A 16,880-nucleotide genomic window follows, 5' to 3' on the forward strand; every position below is an offset into this window, starting at 1 on the left:
GTGATGGCGGACATGATACGCCCCGTCGCCAGCCTGGGAACCCGTTCGTCGCCCGTCTCCGCCACCGTCAGCGGCCCAGCGCCTGGGCGGTATCGTCCAGCGCCTTCCAGGCCTTGTCGAACAACTCGTCGACCTGTTCGCGGGTGATCACCAACGGTGGCGATAGCAGCATCGCGTCCCAGGTGGCGCGCAGGATCAGGCCGCGCTTGAGGGCGAAGTCGCGGCACATCACCCCGACCGACCCGCGATCCGGGAAGAAGCCGCGTTGCCCCTTGTCCGGCACCAGTTCCAGTGCGCCGACCAGGCCGGCGATGCGTGCCTGCCCGACCAGCCGGTGCTCGCCCAGTTCGGCCCAGCGCTGGGCCAGATAGGGCGCGATTTCGGTCCTGGCGCGTTCGACGATCTTCTCTTCCTGCAGGATGCGGATGTTCTCCAGCGCCACCGCCGCGCACACCGGATGACCGGAATAGGTGGCGCCATGGGCCAGCTCGCCGCCCTGCGCTTTCAGCACGTTCGCCACCCGGTCGTTGAACATCGCCGCGCCGAGCGGGATGTAGCCGGAGGTGATGCCCTTGGCGACCGGCATGATGTCCGGCTGGAAACCGAAGTACTGCGAACCGAACCATTCGCCGGTGCGGCCGAAGCCGCAGATGACCTCGTCGGCGACCAGCAGCACGTCGTACTTGCGGCAGATGCGCTCGATCTCCGGCCAGTAGGTGCGCGGCGGGATGTACACGCCGATCGCGCCCATGATCGGTTCGCCGATGAAGGCCGCCACCCGCTCCGGCCCCAGTTCCAGGATCTTGTCCTCCAGCCGGCGCGCCGCGACCAGGCCGTACTCGTCCTCGGACAGATCGCCGCCATCGGCGAACCAGAACGGCGGATCGATGTGGTGGATGTCCGGAATCGGCAGGCCGCCCTGCTTGTGCATGCCCTTCATGCCGCCCAGGCTGGCGCCGGCCATGGTGGTGCCGTGATAGCCATCGTGGCGGCCGATGAAGATGTTCTTGCGCGGCTGGTCCTGCACCGCCCAGAAGTGCCGCACCAGCCGCAGGATGGTGTCGTTGGCCTCGGAACCGGAATTGACGAAGAAGGAATGGTTGATGTCGCCCGGCGCCAGTTCGGCCAGCTTGGCCGCCAGTGCGATGGTCGGTTCGGTGGTGCACTGGAAGAAGCTGTTGTAGTACGCCAACTGCGTCATCTGCTTCGACGCCGCTTCGCCCAGTTCCCTGCGGCCATAGCCGATGTTGACGCACCACAGGCCGGCGAAGGCGTCGAGCAGTTGGTTGCCCTCGGCGTCCCAGACGTAGCAGCCTTCGCCGCGGGTGAGGATGCGGGTGCCTTTCTTCGCCAGGGCGGCGTTGTCGTTGAAGGGGTGCAGATGGTGCTGGGCGTCGAGCTTCTGGAGGGCGGGGATGTCGAGGTGTTCCATGGGGACTCCGGGATGACCTGCTTGATGACTGTCTTCGTTCGACCTGAGGCGCTCAGGACGCTTGCGCGTGATGTCGTCGTCGGTGCCCACCGATGGTGCGCTCGCCGCGAGGCCCTACTTTCTTTGCTTGTGCAAAGAAAGTAGGCAAAGAAACACACCCCTGGCGGCGTGCCCTGCGCGCTGCGCGCGCAGGGTCCGCAATCGGTCCGGGAATTTCCGGAAGGGGCATCCTGCCCCTGCCGGAAACGGCGCACATCCTTGTGCGCCGCCCTGCGGGTTTTACCCGACCCGCTTGCCACGCCTTAACGGGGGCCCGAAAAGCCAAGGCAAGAGCAGGGCAACAGCAACAGCGGAGTATTGAAGACCGGTGTGCTTCTAGTGTTTTGGTTTTGGTTTTGGTTTTGGTTTTGGCTCTTGCTCCTCGGGCCCCATCCGCAGCGGTGGCGACGGTGGGTAAACCCGAAGGGCGCCGCGCAGGACGCGCGGCGTTTTGGGTCGGCACAGGGATGTGCCGTCCCAAAATTCCCACCGGCGACACGGACCACAACGGCGCAGCCGTTGGGGCGCGAGGACCGGGGTGTGCTTTCTTTGGTTCCTTTCTTTGCACAAGCAAAGAAAGGGACGCCCCGCGGCGAGCGCACCATGGCGGGCAGCCGCAAGACACCACGCGCGCCAGCGCCCGGCTGTCCATCCCACGATGGCCCCAAAGAACTCGCACCATGAACACTCAGACGTTCAACAACAGGAATTCCCGCTCCCAGGAACTGATCACCCGGAAGAAGGTCTCGTACTCCTTGCGCTTCACCGACACATAGGCCCGCACGAACCGCGGCCCCAGCATCTCCTGCAACGGCTTGCACGCCTCCAGCCCGTCCAGCGCCTCGCCCAGCGAGCGCGGCAGGTCGTAACCGATTTCCTTGGCGCTGCCGGAGGTCGGCGCGGTCGGCTTGAGCTTCTCGCGGATACCGAGCAGGCCGCAGGCCAGGGTGGCCGCCATCGCCAGGTAGGGATTGGCGTCGGAACCGGCGAAGCGGCTTTCCACCCGCATGTTCTCCGGCGTGTCCATCGGCACGCGCAGGCCGCAGGTGCGGTTGTCGTAGCCCCACTGCACGTTGCTCGGCGAGACCTCGCCGAACATCAGCCGGCGGTAGGAATTGACGTTGGGGGCGAAGAACGCCATCGCCATCGGCACGTACTTCTGCAGGCCCGCCAGGTAGTGGCCGAACACCGGGCTGAACTTGCCGGGATCCTTGCCGGTGAAGACGTTGTGGCCCTTCTTCGCGTCCACCACGCTCTGGTGGATGTGCATGGCGCTGCCGGGCTCGTTCTCCATCGGCTTGGCCAGGAAGGTCGCGTAGACGCCATGGCGCATCGCCGCCTCGCGCATGGTGCGCTTGAACAGGAACACCTGGTCGGCCAGCGCCATCGCCCCGGCATGGGTGAAATTGACTTCCAGCTGGGCCGCGCCGGACTCGTGGATCAACGTGTCCACGTCCAGCTCCATCGCCTCGCAGTAGTCGTACATCAGGTCGAGGACCGGATCGAACTCGTTGACCGCGTCGATCGAATACGACTGGCGCGCGGTTTCCGGGCGCCCGGAACGGCCGGCCGGCGGCAACAGCGGGAAGTCCGGGTCGGTGTTCTTCTGCACCAGGAAGAACTCCAGTTCCGGCGCGACCACCGGGCGCAACCCGGCCTTTTCGTATTCGGCCAGCACCCGCCGCAGCACGTTGCGCGGGGCCAGTTCGTGCGGCTGGCCGGCCTTGGTGTAGCAGTCGTGGATGATCTGCGCGGTCGGATCGGCGGCCCACGGCACCATCCGCACCGTGTCCGGATCCGGGCGCAGCATCATGTCCGAATCCGACGGCGAGGTGAGCTCGTAGTAGTCGTCCGGATAGTCGCCGGTGACGGTGGTGGCGAAGATGCCTTCCGGCAGGCGGGTGCCGTAATCGTGCGAGAACTTGTCGGCGGGAATGATCTTGCCGCGCGCATTGCCGGTGATGTCCGGCACCAGGCATTCGACCTCGGTGATGCGGCGTTCCTTCAGCCAGCGCCGCAGCGCGCTTTCTTCGGCCTGCTGGGGCGTGGTCTGTTTTCGGGTGTTTTTTTTCTGGCTCATGGGAAGACGGTTCGGAAAAGGGAACGGGAAGGACGCGAATGCTTCACGCCGCGCGGGGCGGCGGGCGTTCGCGCGCGCGCCGTTCGGCGCGTTCCCGGCAGGCGGCTCCGAACGCCTGGAAGATCGACAGGTAGAACGGGTTCTCGGTGACCCGCCACTCCGGATGCCACTGCACGCCGAGCAGGAAGCCCGGGCCGTCATGACGGAAGGCTTCGATCAGGCCGTCCGGCGCGGTGGCCTCGACGATCAGGCCGCGCCCGAGCTGGCGCACGCCCTGCCCGTGCAGAGAATTGACCCGCACCCGCTGCGTGCCGGCCCAGCGCGCCAGCAGGCCGTCCGGCGCCAGCGCGATGTCATGCGCAGGGCCGTACTGGACCTCCAGCGGGTCGTCCGCGCGTTCGCGGTGATCCATGAAACCGGGCTGCTCGTGCACCTTCTGGTACAGGCTGCCGCCCAGCGCCACGTTGACCTCCTGGAAGCCGCGGCAGATCGCCAGCAGCGGTACGCCCATGTCCATCGCCAGCGGAATCAGGGCCAGGTTGGTGGCGTCGCGGCGCGGGTCCAGCAGGTTGCCCTCGTAGCTGGATTCGTCGCTGTAGTGATGCGGTTCGATGTTGCTGACCGAGCCGGTCAGCAGGATGCCGTCCACGCCGCGCAGGAATTCGCGCAACGGCAGCGCCGGATCCAGGGTGGGCAGCAGCACCGGCATCGCGCCGGCGCCATCGACCACCGCGCGGATGTACTTCTCCCCGACCGCGAGGAAGGGATGCGCGCCGATTTGCTTGTGATCGGTCGGCAGGCCGACCAGCGGCTGGCTGGTCATGCAGGGGGCTCGGGATGGCTTGGACCCACCTTAGCCCGGCCGTTTTATTTTTACAACACGGGCCACGAATCGGCGTCCACACGCCCCTGATTGGTGCGCAGCAGCACCGGTTTCGGGCGTTTTTCGCGCGCAAGCCCCGACGCGTCGTTGAGTATTCTTGACAACACGGTTCCTCTGCTAAGCTGCCTCCGGCCTTCCGGAGCGCCTGCATGCACCTCCCTTCCCATCTCGAATCGCCTGACGTCGCGGGCCTTTCCGCCGACGACGCGGCGACCCTGCGCGACCTCGGCGAATGCGAACTGGTCGACCTCATCCTGCCCGACATGAACGGGCTGCTGCGCGGCAAGCGCATCACCGGCGACGCGCTGGAGAAGGTCTATGCCGATGGGGTGTGCCTGCCGATGTCGCTGATCGCCACCGACATCACCGGCAACACGGTGGAGGAAACCGGACTGGGCTACGACATCGGCGACGAGGACCGGGTGTGCCGGCCGGTGCCGGGTTCATTGCGAGCGGTGCCGTGGGCGCCGCGGCCGATGGCGCAGTTGCTGCTGGCGATGGAGGATGCGGCCGGCGGTCTGTTCGAGGCAAACCCGCGCGAGGTGCTGCGGCGGGTACTGGCGCGCTATGCCGCGCGCGGGCTGAAGCCGGTGGTGGCGGTGGAACTGGAGTTCTACCTGTTCGACCAGCGCCCGGACGCCGACGGCCGTCCGATGGCCGCGCGCAATCCCGCCACCGGCGCGCGCAACCGCAGCACGCAGGTCTACTACATGGAAGACCTCAACGACTATCGCGGCTTCACCGACGCGGTCGCCGCGGCCTGCCGCGCCCAGCGCATCCCCGCCGACACCGCGGTGGCCGAATACGCGCCCGGCCAGTTCGAGATCAACCTCAAGCATCGCGACGACGCCCTGCTGGCCTGCGACGACGCGATCTACCTCAAGCGCGCGATCAAGGCGATCGCCCAGCAGCAGGGCACCCTGGCCAGCTTCATGGCCAAGCCGCTGGTCGACCAGGCCGGCAGCGGCATGCACATCCATGTCAGCGTGCTGGATCGCGATGGCCGCAACGTGTTCGCCTCGCCGGTCGGACAACCGGCCGACGCGCTGCGCCACGCCATCGGCGGCCTCCAGCGCAGCGCCGCCGACTGCCTGCTGCTGTTCGCGCCCAACGCCAACAGTTACCGGCGCTTCGTGCTCAACGCGTTCGTGCCGCTCAACACCTGCTGGGGCTACAACAACCGCACCGTCGCCATGCGCATCCCGCACGGCAGCGAGGCCAACACGCGGGTCGAACACCGCATCGCCGGCGCCGACGCCAACGTCTATCTGGTCACCGCCGCGGTGCTGGCCGGCATGCTGCACGGCATCGAGCAGGGCTTTGATCCCGGTCCGCCCATCGTCGGCAATGCCTACGAGCAGACCGAGAACCTCACCCCGTTCTGGCGCGACACCATCGACGATTTCCTCGCCAGCGATTTCGTCGCCGACGGGTTCGGCGCCTCGTTCCGGCACATCTACGGCCAGCAGAAGCTCAAGGAAATGCGCGCCTTCCACACCCAGGTCACCGACCTGGAATACGACTGGTACCTGCGGTCGGTATGAGCCGGGGCGCCACCGCCGCCTATCCCCCCTCCTGGTACGCCGCCAGCGCGGCGCCACTGCCGCCGCAGCCGCGCCTGGAAGGCGAACTGCGGGCCGACGTGTGCATCCTCGGCGCCGGCTACACCGGACTGTCGGCGGCGCTGGAACTGGCTGAAGCGGGCTACCGGGTCATCGTGCTGGAGGCCGAACGGATCGGCTGGGGCGCGTCGGGACGCAACGGCGGCCAGGCGATCGTCGGTTACGGCTGCGAACAGGACACCCTGGAGCGGCTGGTCGGACGCGCCGACGCGCGCAGGCTGTTCGATTTCTCGCGCGAAGGCATGGCGCTGATGCGGGACCGCATCCGGCGCCACGACATCGCCTGCGACTGGCGCGACGGCCATGCCAGCGTGCCGCTCAAGCCGCGCCAGGAGCAGGCGCTGAAGCGTTGGCAGGCGCACATGGCCGAGCACTACGACTATCCGATGGAATGGTGGGATCGCGACCGGCTGCGCGCGCAACTGGCCAGCGATCGCTACCTCGGCGCCATCTACGATCCGCTCAGCGGACACCTGCATCCGCTGGAATACGCTTTCGGCCTGGCCCGCGCCGCGCTGGCGGCGGGCGTGCGCATTTTCGAGCATTCGCGGGTCACCCGGCTGGACCGCGGCGACGCGCCTATCCTGCATACCGACGCCGGACAGGTTCGCTGCAACTTCGCCGTGCTGGCCGGCAATGCCTGGCTGCGCGGCGTCGCGCCGGAACTGGAGTCGCGGATCATGCCGGTCGGCACTTACATCGGCGCCACCGTGCCGCTGGGCGAGGAACGCGCCCGCGCGCTGATCCGCAACGACATGGCGGTGGCCGACGTGAACTGGGCGCTGGACTATTTCCGCCTGAGCCGCGATCACCGCCTGCTGTTCGGCGGCCGTGCGAGCTATTCCACCCTCCCCCCACCCAACCTGCGCGGCACCATGGCGCGGCGGATGCGGCGGGTGTTCCCGCAACTGGCCGATGTGGACATCGAGCATGTCTGGGGCGGCTATGTCGACATCTCGCTCAACCGGGCGCCGCACTGGGGCCGATTGACCCCCAACGTGTACTTCGCCCAGGGCTTCAGCGGCCACGGCGTGGCCGCCACCGGCGTGGCGGGCCGCGTCATCGCCGAAGCCATCCGCGGGCAGGCCGAACGCCTGGACGCCTTCGCCCGCATCCCGCACCGCCCCTTCCCCGGCGGCCGGCTGCTGCGCACGCCGATGCTGGTGGCGGCGATGGCCTGGTACAAGTTACGCGACGCACTCTGGTAGCGATTTGCCGCCGGTTTGATCGGAATCAATGCCCGCCGGGCGGGTCCTTCCTAGAGTGTTTTGCAGGCACGCACACCCCGGCGTGCGGGAAGTACCGACATGGCCCTACTCGTCTGGCAGGACGATCTGAACACCGGCGTGGACGTCATCGACGCCCAGCATCGCCGCATCGTCGAGATGATCAACCGCCTGCACATCGCCAACCGCTCGATGGAACGGATCGCGGTGGCCGAGGTGATCGAGGAACTGGTCGACTACACCCTCTCCCACTTCGCCTTCGAGGAGGAGCTGATGGAAGAGGCCGGCTATCCGTTCTCGGCCGCGCACAAGCGCGTGCACCAGCTGTTCGCCAAGCGGGTGGGCGAATACCGCATGCGCTTCGAGGCCGGTGACGACATCGGCGATGAACTGCGTTCCATGCTCGCGCGCTGGCTGTACAACCACATCCGCAGCGACGACAAGGACTATGCCGACGCGGTGAAGCACCATCTGAACATGTTCGCCCGCGAACACCAGGAAGGCGGCTGGCTGGGACGCACGCTCAAGCGGTTGTTCCGATAGCCCGGAGCCTGCTCGGCTGACCGCATCTGCCTCCCCCTCGACCCGTCATTCATCTGTTGAAGAGCACCTGAAGAAGGGAAACGGGGGATTCTCCCTCCCCGCCGAGCGGGCTATCTGCTGCAAGGCACGTCATTGCCTTGCAGCGGATGGAACGGAGCTTGTTCCGCGCCGGCATGCCCCGCCGGAAACACGCCTTCAACGCGGGCGCGGCATCAGCCACAACGCCAGCAAGGTCAGCGCCGCCGCACCGCACAGGTAGTAGCCGACATGGGCCAATCCGTACCGCTCGGCCAGTTGTGTCGCCACGTACGGCGCCAGCGACGCGCCGAAGATGCCGGCCAGGTTGAACGCCAGCGACGCGCCGGTGTAGCGCACTTCGGTCGGGAACATCTCCGCCAGGATGGTGCCGCACGGACCGTAGGTCAGGCCCATGATGCCCAGGCCCAGCGCCAGGAACAGCAACACGCCGCCGGCACTGCCGGAGGAGAACAACGGCGCGAACAGCAGGCCGAACGCGAAGATGGCCACGCTGGCGACGATCATCGCCCGGCGGCGTCCGCGCCGATCCGCGTACAGCGCCGCCACTGGAATACCGGCGGCGAAGAACAGCACGCCGGCCATCTGCAGGACGAGGAACTGCTCGCGCGAATAGCCCAGCCGCGAGGTACCCCAGCTCAGCGCGAACACCGTCATCAGGTAGAACAGCACGAAGGTCGCCATGGCCGCGAAGGTACCGGCCAGCAGCGCGCGCGGGTGCTCCTTCAGCACGGTGGCCATCGGCAGGCGCACGCGTTCGTCGCGATCCAGGGTCTTCTGGAAATCCGGTGTCTCGGTGATGCGCAGGCGTACCCAAAGCCCGACAATCACCAGCGCGGCGCTGGCCAGGAACGGAATGCGCCAGCCCCAAGCCTGGAACTGCGCGTCGCTGAGCAGTTCGGTCAGTAGCAGGAAGATGCCGGTCGAACACAGGAAGCCGATCGGCGCCCCCAGTTGCGGGAACATGCCGTACCAGGCGCGCTTGCCCGGCGGCGCGTTCTCGGTCGCCAGCAGCACCGCGCCGCCCCATTCGCCGCCCAGTCCCAGGCCCTGGCCGAAGCGGCACAGCGCCAGCAGCAGCGGTGCGAGGATACCGATGTCCGCATAGGTCGGCAGCAGGCCGATAGCGACGGTCGACAGGCCCATGGTCAGCAACGCGGCGACCAGGGTCGCCTTGCGGCCGATGCGATCGCCGTAGTGGCCGAACACCGCCGAACCCACCGGGCGGGCGAAGAACGCCAGCGCGAAGGTCGCCAGCGACTGGAGGGTGGCCGCGTTGCCGTCACCCGCGGGAAAGAACAGCTTCGGGAACACCAGCACCGCCGCCGTGGCGTAGATGTAGAAATCGAAGAACTCGATGGTGGTGCCGATGAGGCTGGCGAACAGGACCCGGCGGGGAGAGTTGCCCGGCAAGGCGGAATCGGCGACGGCGGTGGCGGTCATGGGCGCAAGGGAGGGGATGACCAGTCCGATTCTGGCAGATCCGGAGGAGAGCAAAGGCAAATCCCCCTCGGTCCCCCTTTTTCAGAGGGCGAGGATCAACTGTTCGATTGGCTTGCCGCTGATCCAAAAAGCAAATCCCCTTCGGTCCCTCTTTTTCAAAGGGGGAGGATTAGCTGTTCGATTGGCTTTCCCCTAGGAAGCAAATCCTCCCTGGCGTCCCTTGCCGCTTTTGCCCCCTTTGCAAAAGGGGGCGGGCGACTGCGAAGCAGGCAACGGGGGATTTGCTCTTGGCGCCATGCCACACACCCCTCGCCGCTTTCATGCGATCCTCCCCCGCGTTCCCCCTTCATGCAGGAGCTCCGCCATGGATGAAGATCTGGACACGCTTACCCGCGACGATCTGATCGCCGAAGTGCGCCGCCTGCGCGCCGGCATCCGCGAGCACCGCGACAGCACCGGCCATGACCTGTGCTGGCACCATCCCGCACTCTGGGGCCTGCTGCCGGAGAAGAGCGATCCGCAGCCGGAAGTTCCCGAGTGGCCGCAGTTCCTGCGCGGCTGCATCCGCTACCGGCAATCGCTGGATCGGCAACTGCCCGATGCGCCGCGCACCGATCGGCCATTCGCCCCCGACGACACCGAACGGTAGGAGCGACGTGAGTCGCGACCGTCATGTCGGGAACCTCCCGTGCAGGAGCGACGGGACAGGTGTAGGACGAACTGCAAATTGAAGCCGCCCCGACATACCTTTCTTGTAGGAGCGACGTCAGTCGCGAAAGCCCACGAAGGTTCCGATGTCATGGAGCAAGAGCATCGCGACTCACGTCGCTCCTACAAGGAAAATTTGCTGGGCCGCCTCACTCCGCCAGGTTGATCCAGGTCGCCTTGACCTCGGTGTATTTGTCGAAGGCGTGCAGCGACTTGTCGCGACCGTTGCCGGATTGCTTGTAGCCACCGAACGGCGCGGTCATGTCGCCGCCATCCCAGTAATTCACCCAGACGCTGCCGGCGCGCAGTTTGCGGGCGACGCGGTGCGCGCGGCCGATGTCGCGGGTCCATACGCCGGCGGCCAGGCCGTACTCGGTGTCGTTGGCCATCCGCAGCGCCTGCTCCTCGGTGTCGAAGCCGATCACCGACAGCACCGGCCCGAAGATCTCCTCGCGCGAAATGGTGTGCTCGTGGGCGACGCCATCGAACACGGTCGGCTCGATGTAGCAGCCACCGGTGACCACCTCGGCGCGGCCGCCGCCCAGCACCAGCTTCGCGCCTTCGGCCACGCCTTTCTCGATGTAGCCGAGCACGCGCGCGGTCTGGGTCTCGTCGACCATCGCGCCCATCGGCGCGCCGGGATCCAGCGGATGACGCGGCTGCATCTTGCGTCCGGCCTCGACCACGCGGGCGACGAATTCTTCCTGGATGGCGCGTTCCACCAGCAGGCGCGAAGCCGCCGTGCATACTTCGCCCTGGTTGTAGAAGATGCCGCTGGCCGCGGCCTCGGCGGCCTTATCCAGATCCGGCGCGTCGGCGAACACCAGGTTCGGGCTCTTGCCGCCGCACTCCATGTAGGCGCGTTTCATGTTCGACAGGCCCGCGCATTGCAGCAGGCGCTTGCCGACCGCGGTCGAACCGGTGAACACCAGTCCGTCCACGTCCATGTGCAGCGCCAGCGGTTCGCCGGCTTCCTTGCCGAAACCGGGCACCACGTTGAACACGCCCGCGGGAATGCCCGCCTCCATCGCCAGTTCCGCCAGGCGGATCGCGCTCAGCGGGGATTTCTCCGACGGCTTCAGCACGATCGAGTTGCCGGTCGCCAAGGCCGGCGCGAACTTCCACGCCGCCATCAGCATCGGGAAATTCCACGGCACGATCGCGCCGACCACGCCCAGCGGTTCGCGGGTCACCAGGCCCAGCTCGTCCGGGCCGGTGGCGGCGATTTCACCGTACACCTTGTCCAGCGCCTCGCCGGTCCAGCTCACGCAGCGGATGGTCGCGGCCACGTCCACCTGGCGCGCGTCGGTGACCGGCTTGCCCATGTCCAGCGATTCCAGCAGCGCCAGTTCGTCGCCGTGCTTCTCGATCAGCCGGGCGAACTTCAGCAGCACTTTCTTGCGATGGGTCGGCTTCGCGTTCGCCCATGCGCCGGCCTCGAAGCTGCGGCGCGCCGCCGCCACCGCGCGGTCGATGTCCTCGCTGCCGCCCTCGGCGACCTTCGCCAACACCCGCCCGTCGATCGGACTGACGCAGTCGAAGGTCCGGCCGCTGGCTGCGTCGACGTAACGCCCGTCGATGAAGGCCTGGCTGCGGATGGACAGGCCACCGGCCATCGCCAGCCAGTCTTCACGGGTGCGGGGTGCGTTCATCGTCGGCTCCTGGGGGAAAGGACTGCGATGCCGCCCGATACGGCGGCAGGGAAATCAGAAGGTGGCGGGTGTATTGGCGCTGACGATCACCGCGTCGCCCTCGCCCACGTTGCGGAAGCGGTGCGGCACCCGGCTCTCGAAATAGTAGGCCTCGCCGGGACCGAGCACGCGGGCCTGATCACCGACGGTGACCTCCACCTGGCCGGCGATGATCACCCCGCCCTCCTCGCCTTCGTGGCGCAGCATGGTCTCGCCGGTATCGGTGCCGGCCGGCATCACCTCGCGCAGGATGCACATCTGCCGCTGCGGCCGGTGCTGGCCGACCAGGAAGTAATGCACGCCGTTGCTGCCGACGTCCGGCAGGTCGTCCACGCCATAGAACGGGGTGTCGGGCAGGCCGGCTTCCAGATCCAGGGTGAAGAAGTCGGCCAGCGAGATCGGGATGCCGTCCAGCACCTTCTTCAGCGAACTGACCGAGGGACTGACCTTGTTCTGTTCGATCAGCGAGATGGTGCTGTTGGTGACGCCCACGCGCTTGGCCAGCTCGCGCTGGCTGAGGTGCTTGGATTTGCGGACCAGTTGCAGGCGGGCGCCGATGTCCATTTCCCGTGGGCGTACCGGTGGCGGATGTTGCGGATACTTTACACCCGGTGAGGAGGGCGTCAATTTCGGAGGCGGCCGTCGCTTTTGCTGTTGCTTCCGCTCTTGGGGCCCCGTAAAGCCGGCAGGCCGGGCGGGCGAATACCCCGAAGGGGCGGCGCGCAGGACGCGCGCCGTTTCGGGCAGGCACAGGGATGTGCCTTCCCGAAATGCCCGCCCGGACTGCGAACCCGGCCCGCGCAGCGGGGCGGGCGGCGTCCGAGGGGGTGTGCTTTCTTTGGTTACTTTCTTTGCACAAGCAAAGAAAGTGACTCGCGCCCGCAGGCGCGAAAGCCTTTTGCCTTTGCGCATGCGGTTCCAGGCAGTCGCTGGAGGTGCCAAACGGCAGTTGTAAAGTTTATTCAACGCGGTAAGCTGCGGCCCTACCCCCGCAGCCAGGAGCCGCCATGAGCGCCGACGCCCCCTCCTCCTCCCGCGCACTGGCGGATTTCTACGAGACCCAGGCCCTGCAGGCGCCGGAATCGCTCAACGCGTTCTGGATGCCGTTCACCGCCAACAAGCAGTTCAAGTCCGCGCCGCGCCTGCTCGCCAGCGCCTCCGGCATGCACTACCGCTCGGTCGATGGCCGCGAAATCCTCGACGCCACCGCCGGCCTGTGGTGCTGCAACGCCGGGCACGCGCGGCCGCGCATCGTCGAGGCGGTGAAGAAGCAGATCGAGACGCTCGATTTCGCGCCCAATTTCTCGATGAGCTCGCCGCTGCCGTTCGTGCTGGCCGAGCGCCTCGCCGAACTCACCCCCGGCGATCTCAACCACGTCTTCTACACCAACTCCGGCTCCGAATCGGTCGACACCGCGCTGAAGATCGCGCTGGCCTACCACCGCGCGCGCGGCGAGGGCCAGCGCACCCGCCTGATCGGCCGCGAGAAGGCCTATCACGGCGTGGGCTTCGGCGGCATCTCGGTCGGCGGCCTGCCCAACAACCGCAAATGGTTCGGCAGCCTGCTGCCGGGCGTGGACCACCTGCGGCATACCCTGGACCTGGAGCGCAATGCGTTCTCGCGCGGACTGCCGCCGTTCGGCATCGAACTGGCCGAGGACCTGGAGCGGATGGTCGCCCTGCACGACGCGTCCACCATCGCCGCGGTGATCATCGAACCGATCTCCGGTTCGGCCGGCGTGATCATCCCGCCGGAAGGCTACCTGCGCCGCATCCGCGAGATCTGCGACAAGTACGGCATCCTGCTGATCTTCGACGAGGTCATCACCGGCTTCGGCCGCCTCGGCCACGCCTTCGGCGCGCAGCGCTTCGACGTCACCCCGGACATCATCACCGCCGCCAAGGGACTGACCAACGGCTGCGTGCCGATGGGCGCGGTGTTCGTCTCCGAAAAGGTCCACGACGCCTTCGCGCACGGCCCGGACAACGCCATCGATCTGTTCCACGGCTACACCTACTCCGGCCATCCGCTGGCCTGCGCCGCCGCGCTGGCGACGCTGGATACCTACGCCGAGGAAAACCTGTTCCAGCGTTCGCTGGAGATGGGCGATTACTGGGAGGACGCCATCCACGGCCTGCGCGATCTGCCGAACGTGGCCGACATCCGCAACTTCGGCCTGATCGGCGCCATCGAGATGGTGCCGCGCCCGGGCGCGCCCGGCGCCCGCGCCTACGACGTGTTCAACCGCGCCTTCCACGAGGGCAACCTGCTGACCCGGGTCACCGGCGACGTCATCGCCCTGTCGCCGCCGCTGATCGTCGAGCGCGGCCATATCGATCGCATCTTCGGCACCCTGGCCGATATCATCCGCACCACCGCCTGACCCCGCTCCTGTAACACGCTCCCGTCCACGCTCCCGCACCGCGCTCCCTGACATCCCATCCTGCACGCCCCGGCGCTCCCCACGCGCATCCACCATCACGCAACGGAGAGACACATGCTGATCGGCGTTCCCAAGGAAATAAAGAACCATGAGTACCGCATCGGCCTGACCCCGGCCGGTGCGCGTGAACTGGTCGCCCATGGCCACCAGGTGATGGTGCAGAAGGATGGCGGCAAGGCCATCGGCTTGGCCGACGAGCAATACGCCAAGGCGGGGGCCGAGATCGTCGCCGGCGCCGAGGAAATCTTCCGGCGCGCCGACATGATCATCAAGGTCAAGGAACCACAGCCGGTGGAGTGCGCGATGCTGCGGCCCGGCCAGGTGCTCTACACCTACCTGCACCTGGCGCCGGATCCGGAACAGACCAAAGCGCTGGTTGCCTCGGGCGTCACCGCCATCGCCTATGAAACCGTCACCGACAACCGCGGCGGCCTGCCGCTGCTGGCGCCGATGAGCGAAGTGGCCGGGCGCATGTCGATCCAGGCCGGCGCGCATGCGCTGGAAAAGGCGCAGGGCGGCTCGGGCATCCTGCTCGGCGGCGTGCCGGGAGTGAAGCCGGCGGAAGTGCTGGTCATCGGCGGCGGCGTGGTCGGACTCAACGCCGCGCGCATGGCGATGGGACTGGGCGCGCACGTGACCATCCTCGACCGCTCCATCGACCGCCTGAAGTACGTCGACGAGCTGTATGGCGACCGCCTGACCACCATCTATTCCACCCATGACGCCATCGAGGAACGCCTGCCCTACACCGACCTGGTGATCGGCGCAGTGCTGATTCCCGGCGCCGCCGCGCCCAAGCTGGTCTCGCGCGCGCAGCTGAAACTGATGCGCGCCGGCTCGGTGCTGGTGGACGTGGCGATCGACCAGGGCGGCTGCTTCGAAACCAGCCATCCGACCACCCACCAGGATCCGACCTACGAAGTGGACGGCATCATCCACTACTGCGTCGCCAACATGCCCGGCGGCGTGGCCCGCACCTCCACCTTCGCCCTGACCAACGCCACCCTGCCGTTCGCCGTGCAACTGGCGAACAAGGGTGCGCGCCGCGCGTTGCTGGACGATCCCCATCTGCTCAATGGCCTCAACGTGCACGCCGGCAAGATCACCTACAAGGCGGTGGCGGAGGACCTGGGCTATCCCTACGTACCGGCGGCACAGGCGCTGGGCTGAACCCGAACGCGAACTCCCCCATGATCGACACCCTGCACCACTTCATCAACGGCCATCCGGTGGCCGGCGCCAGCGGCCGCCATGGCGAGGTCTTCGACCCCGCCACCGGCCAGGTCGCCGCACACGTGCCGCTGGCTTCCGCCGCCGAAGTCGGCGCGGCGGTGCATGCCGCGCAGGCGGCGTTCCCGGCGTGGAGCGCGGTCACCCCGCTCAACCGCGCGCGGGTGCTGTTCCGCTTCAAGGAACTGGTGGAGCGGCACGCGGACGAAATCGCCCTGCGCATCACCTACGAGCACGGCAAGGTACTGTCGGATGCGCGCGGCGAGGTCACGCGTGGGCTGGAAGTGGTGGAGTTCGCCTGCGGCATCCCGCACCTGCTCAAGGGCGAGCATTCGATGAATGTCGGTCGCGACGTCGACTCCTGGAGCGAGCATGCGCCGCTGGGCGTGGTCGCCGGCATCACCCCGTTCAACTTCCCGGCGATGGTGCCGCTGTGGATGTTCCCGGTCGCGCTGGCCTGCGGCAATACCTTCGTGCTCAAGCCTTCCGAACGGGATCCTTCAGCCTCGCTGATGCTGGCCGAACTGCTGCGTCAGGCCGGCCTGCCCGATGGCGTGTTCAATGTCGTGCATGGTGACAAGGAAGCCGTCGACGCGTTGCTGGACGATCCACGCGTCCAGGCGGTGAGTTTCGTCGGTTCCACCCCCATCGCCGAATACATCTACGCGCGCGGCAGCGCCAACGGCAAGCGCGTGCAGGCGCTGGGCGGCGCCAAGAACCACATGGTGGTGCTGCCCGACGCGGACCTCGACGGCGCGGCCGCCGCCCTGCTCGGGGCGGGCTACGGTTCGGCCGGCGAGCGCTGCATGGCCATTTCGGTGGCCGTGTGCGTGGGCGACCACACCGCCGATGCCCTGATTGAAACCTTGGGTCCGCAGGTGGCCGCGCTGAAGATCGGGCCAGGCAGCCAGGACACCGAAATGGGACCGCTGGTCACCGGCGTGCATCGCGACAAGGTGCGCGGCTATGTCGACCTGGGCGTCGCCGAGGGCGCCACGCTGGTGGTGGACGGACGCGGATTGACCGTGGAGGGTTCGCCCGACGGGTTCTTCCTCGGCGGCTGCCTGTTCGACCACGTCACTCCGGACATGCGCATCTACCGCGAGGAGATTTTCGGCCCGGTGCTGTGCGTGGTGCGGGTGCCGGATCTGGACACCGCGCTGCGACTGGTCAACGAACACGAGTACGGCAACGGCACCGCGATCTTCACCCGCGACGGCGGCGCCGCGCGCGCGTTCGCCCACCAGGTGCAGGCCGGCATGGTCGGCATCAACGTGCCGATTCCGGTACCGATGGCCTTCCACAGCTTCGGCGGCTGGAAGCGCTCGCTGTTCGGCCCGCTGCACGTGCACGGCCCCGACGGCGTGCGCTTCCACACCCGTCTGAAGACCATCACCGCACGCTGGCCCGAAGGCGCCCGTGGCGCCGAGTTCGTGATGCCGACGATGAAGTGAGTGCCGCTGCTGCTTCCCGCTCCCGGTAGGAGCGACGCAAGTCGCGACC

13 protein-coding genes are annotated in these 16,880 nt (G+C 67.4%); 7 read left to right on the top strand and 6 right to left on the bottom strand.

Features of this window, described 5'->3' with window-relative positions; translation table 11 throughout:
- Window positions 1-67: 67 nt before the first annotated feature.
- From AC3DE2_RS14710 to AC3DE2_RS14720, 3 genes are all read right to left on the bottom strand, one after another.
- Window positions 68-1,432: an aspartate aminotransferase family protein gene (locus tag AC3DE2_RS14710; RefSeq protein WP_488426816.1), complete on the bottom strand. Its 1,365-nt coding sequence runs from the start codon at window positions 1,430-1,432 to the stop codon at window positions 68-70.
- 727 nt (window positions 1,433-2,159) lie between these two features.
- Complete coding sequence (locus AC3DE2_RS14715) at window positions 2,160-3,551, bottom strand: glutamine synthetase family protein (RefSeq protein ID WP_295382068.1); 1,392 nt, start codon at window positions 3,549-3,551, stop codon at window positions 2,160-2,162.
- Between the two features lie 43 nt (window positions 3,552-3,594).
- Window positions 3,595-4,374, bottom strand: a complete 780-nt coding sequence (locus AC3DE2_RS14720) for a gamma-glutamyl-gamma-aminobutyrate hydrolase family protein (RefSeq protein WP_488426817.1) — start codon at window positions 4,372-4,374, stop codon at window positions 3,595-3,597.
- A 209-nt stretch (window positions 4,375-4,583) separates the two neighbouring features.
- Between AC3DE2_RS14720 and AC3DE2_RS14725 the strand changes: the two genes are divergently transcribed.
- The 3 genes from AC3DE2_RS14725 to AC3DE2_RS14735 all read left to right on the top strand — a co-directional run bounded on the left by AC3DE2_RS14725 (window position 4,584) and on the right by AC3DE2_RS14735 (window position 7,825).
- Entirely contained in the window at window positions 4,584-5,978 is a 1,395-nt protein-coding gene (locus AC3DE2_RS14725; RefSeq protein WP_488426818.1) for a glutamine synthetase family protein, read from the top strand.
- On the top strand, window positions 5,975-7,264 hold the full coding sequence (locus AC3DE2_RS14730) for an NAD(P)/FAD-dependent oxidoreductase (protein WP_488426819.1): 1,290 nt from the start codon (window positions 5,975-5,977) through the stop codon (window positions 7,262-7,264). Before AC3DE2_RS14725 ends, AC3DE2_RS14730 begins: the two co-directional genes overlap by 4 nt.
- 99 nt (window positions 7,265-7,363) lie before the next feature.
- Entirely contained in the window at window positions 7,364-7,825 is a 462-nt protein-coding gene (locus AC3DE2_RS14735) for a bacteriohemerythrin (protein ID WP_295382062.1), read from the top strand.
- A 195-nt stretch (window positions 7,826-8,020) separates the two neighbouring features.
- On the opposite strand, the gene AC3DE2_RS14740 is transcribed toward AC3DE2_RS14735, so the two are convergent.
- A complete protein-coding gene (locus AC3DE2_RS14740) occupies window positions 8,021-9,304 on the bottom strand; it encodes an MFS transporter (RefSeq protein ID WP_488426820.1) in 1,284 nt (427 codons plus the stop codon).
- A 364-nt stretch (window positions 9,305-9,668) separates the two neighbouring features.
- Between AC3DE2_RS14740 and AC3DE2_RS14745 the strand changes: the two genes are divergently transcribed.
- Entirely contained in the window at window positions 9,669-9,953 is a 285-nt protein-coding gene (locus AC3DE2_RS14745) for a hypothetical protein (RefSeq protein ID WP_295382060.1), read from the top strand.
- A gap of 208 nt (window positions 9,954-10,161) precedes the next feature.
- Here AC3DE2_RS14745 and AC3DE2_RS14750 read toward each other — a convergent pair whose 3' ends face one another.
- Both AC3DE2_RS14750 and AC3DE2_RS14755 read right to left on the bottom strand, forming a co-directional pair.
- Window positions 10,162-11,664 (bottom strand): aldehyde dehydrogenase, encoded by a 1,503-nt coding sequence (locus AC3DE2_RS14750; protein WP_488426821.1) that lies wholly within the window; start codon window positions 11,662-11,664, stop codon window positions 10,162-10,164.
- Between the two features lie 54 nt (window positions 11,665-11,718).
- Entirely contained in the window at window positions 11,719-12,267 is a 549-nt protein-coding gene (locus AC3DE2_RS14755) for a cupin domain-containing protein (protein ID WP_295382051.1), read from the bottom strand.
- Window positions 12,268-12,710: 443 nt separating this feature from the next.
- On the opposite strand from AC3DE2_RS14755, the gene aptA reads away from it, so the two are divergent.
- The 3 genes from aptA (at window position 12,711) to AC3DE2_RS14770 (ending at window position 16,831) form a co-directional block, all read left to right on the top strand.
- Window positions 12,711-14,087, top strand: coding sequence for an omega-aminotransferase AptA (aptA, locus tag AC3DE2_RS14760; RefSeq protein WP_488426823.1), 1,377 nt, complete (start codon window positions 12,711-12,713; stop codon window positions 14,085-14,087).
- Window positions 14,088-14,201: 114 nt separating this feature from the next.
- Complete coding sequence (gene ald, locus AC3DE2_RS14765) at window positions 14,202-15,317, top strand: alanine dehydrogenase (RefSeq protein WP_488426824.1); 1,116 nt, start codon at window positions 14,202-14,204, stop codon at window positions 15,315-15,317.
- 20 nt (window positions 15,318-15,337) lie between these two features.
- Window positions 15,338-16,831 carry a CoA-acylating methylmalonate-semialdehyde dehydrogenase gene (locus AC3DE2_RS14770; RefSeq protein ID WP_488426825.1) on the top strand — a complete coding sequence of 498 codons (1,494 nt, stop codon included), beginning with the start codon at window positions 15,338-15,340 and terminating at the stop codon, window positions 16,829-16,831.
- The last annotated feature ends 49 nt before the right edge of the window (window positions 16,832-16,880 follow it).

This window comes from Pseudoxanthomonas sp. 68-E7 (genome assembly GCF_057773145.1).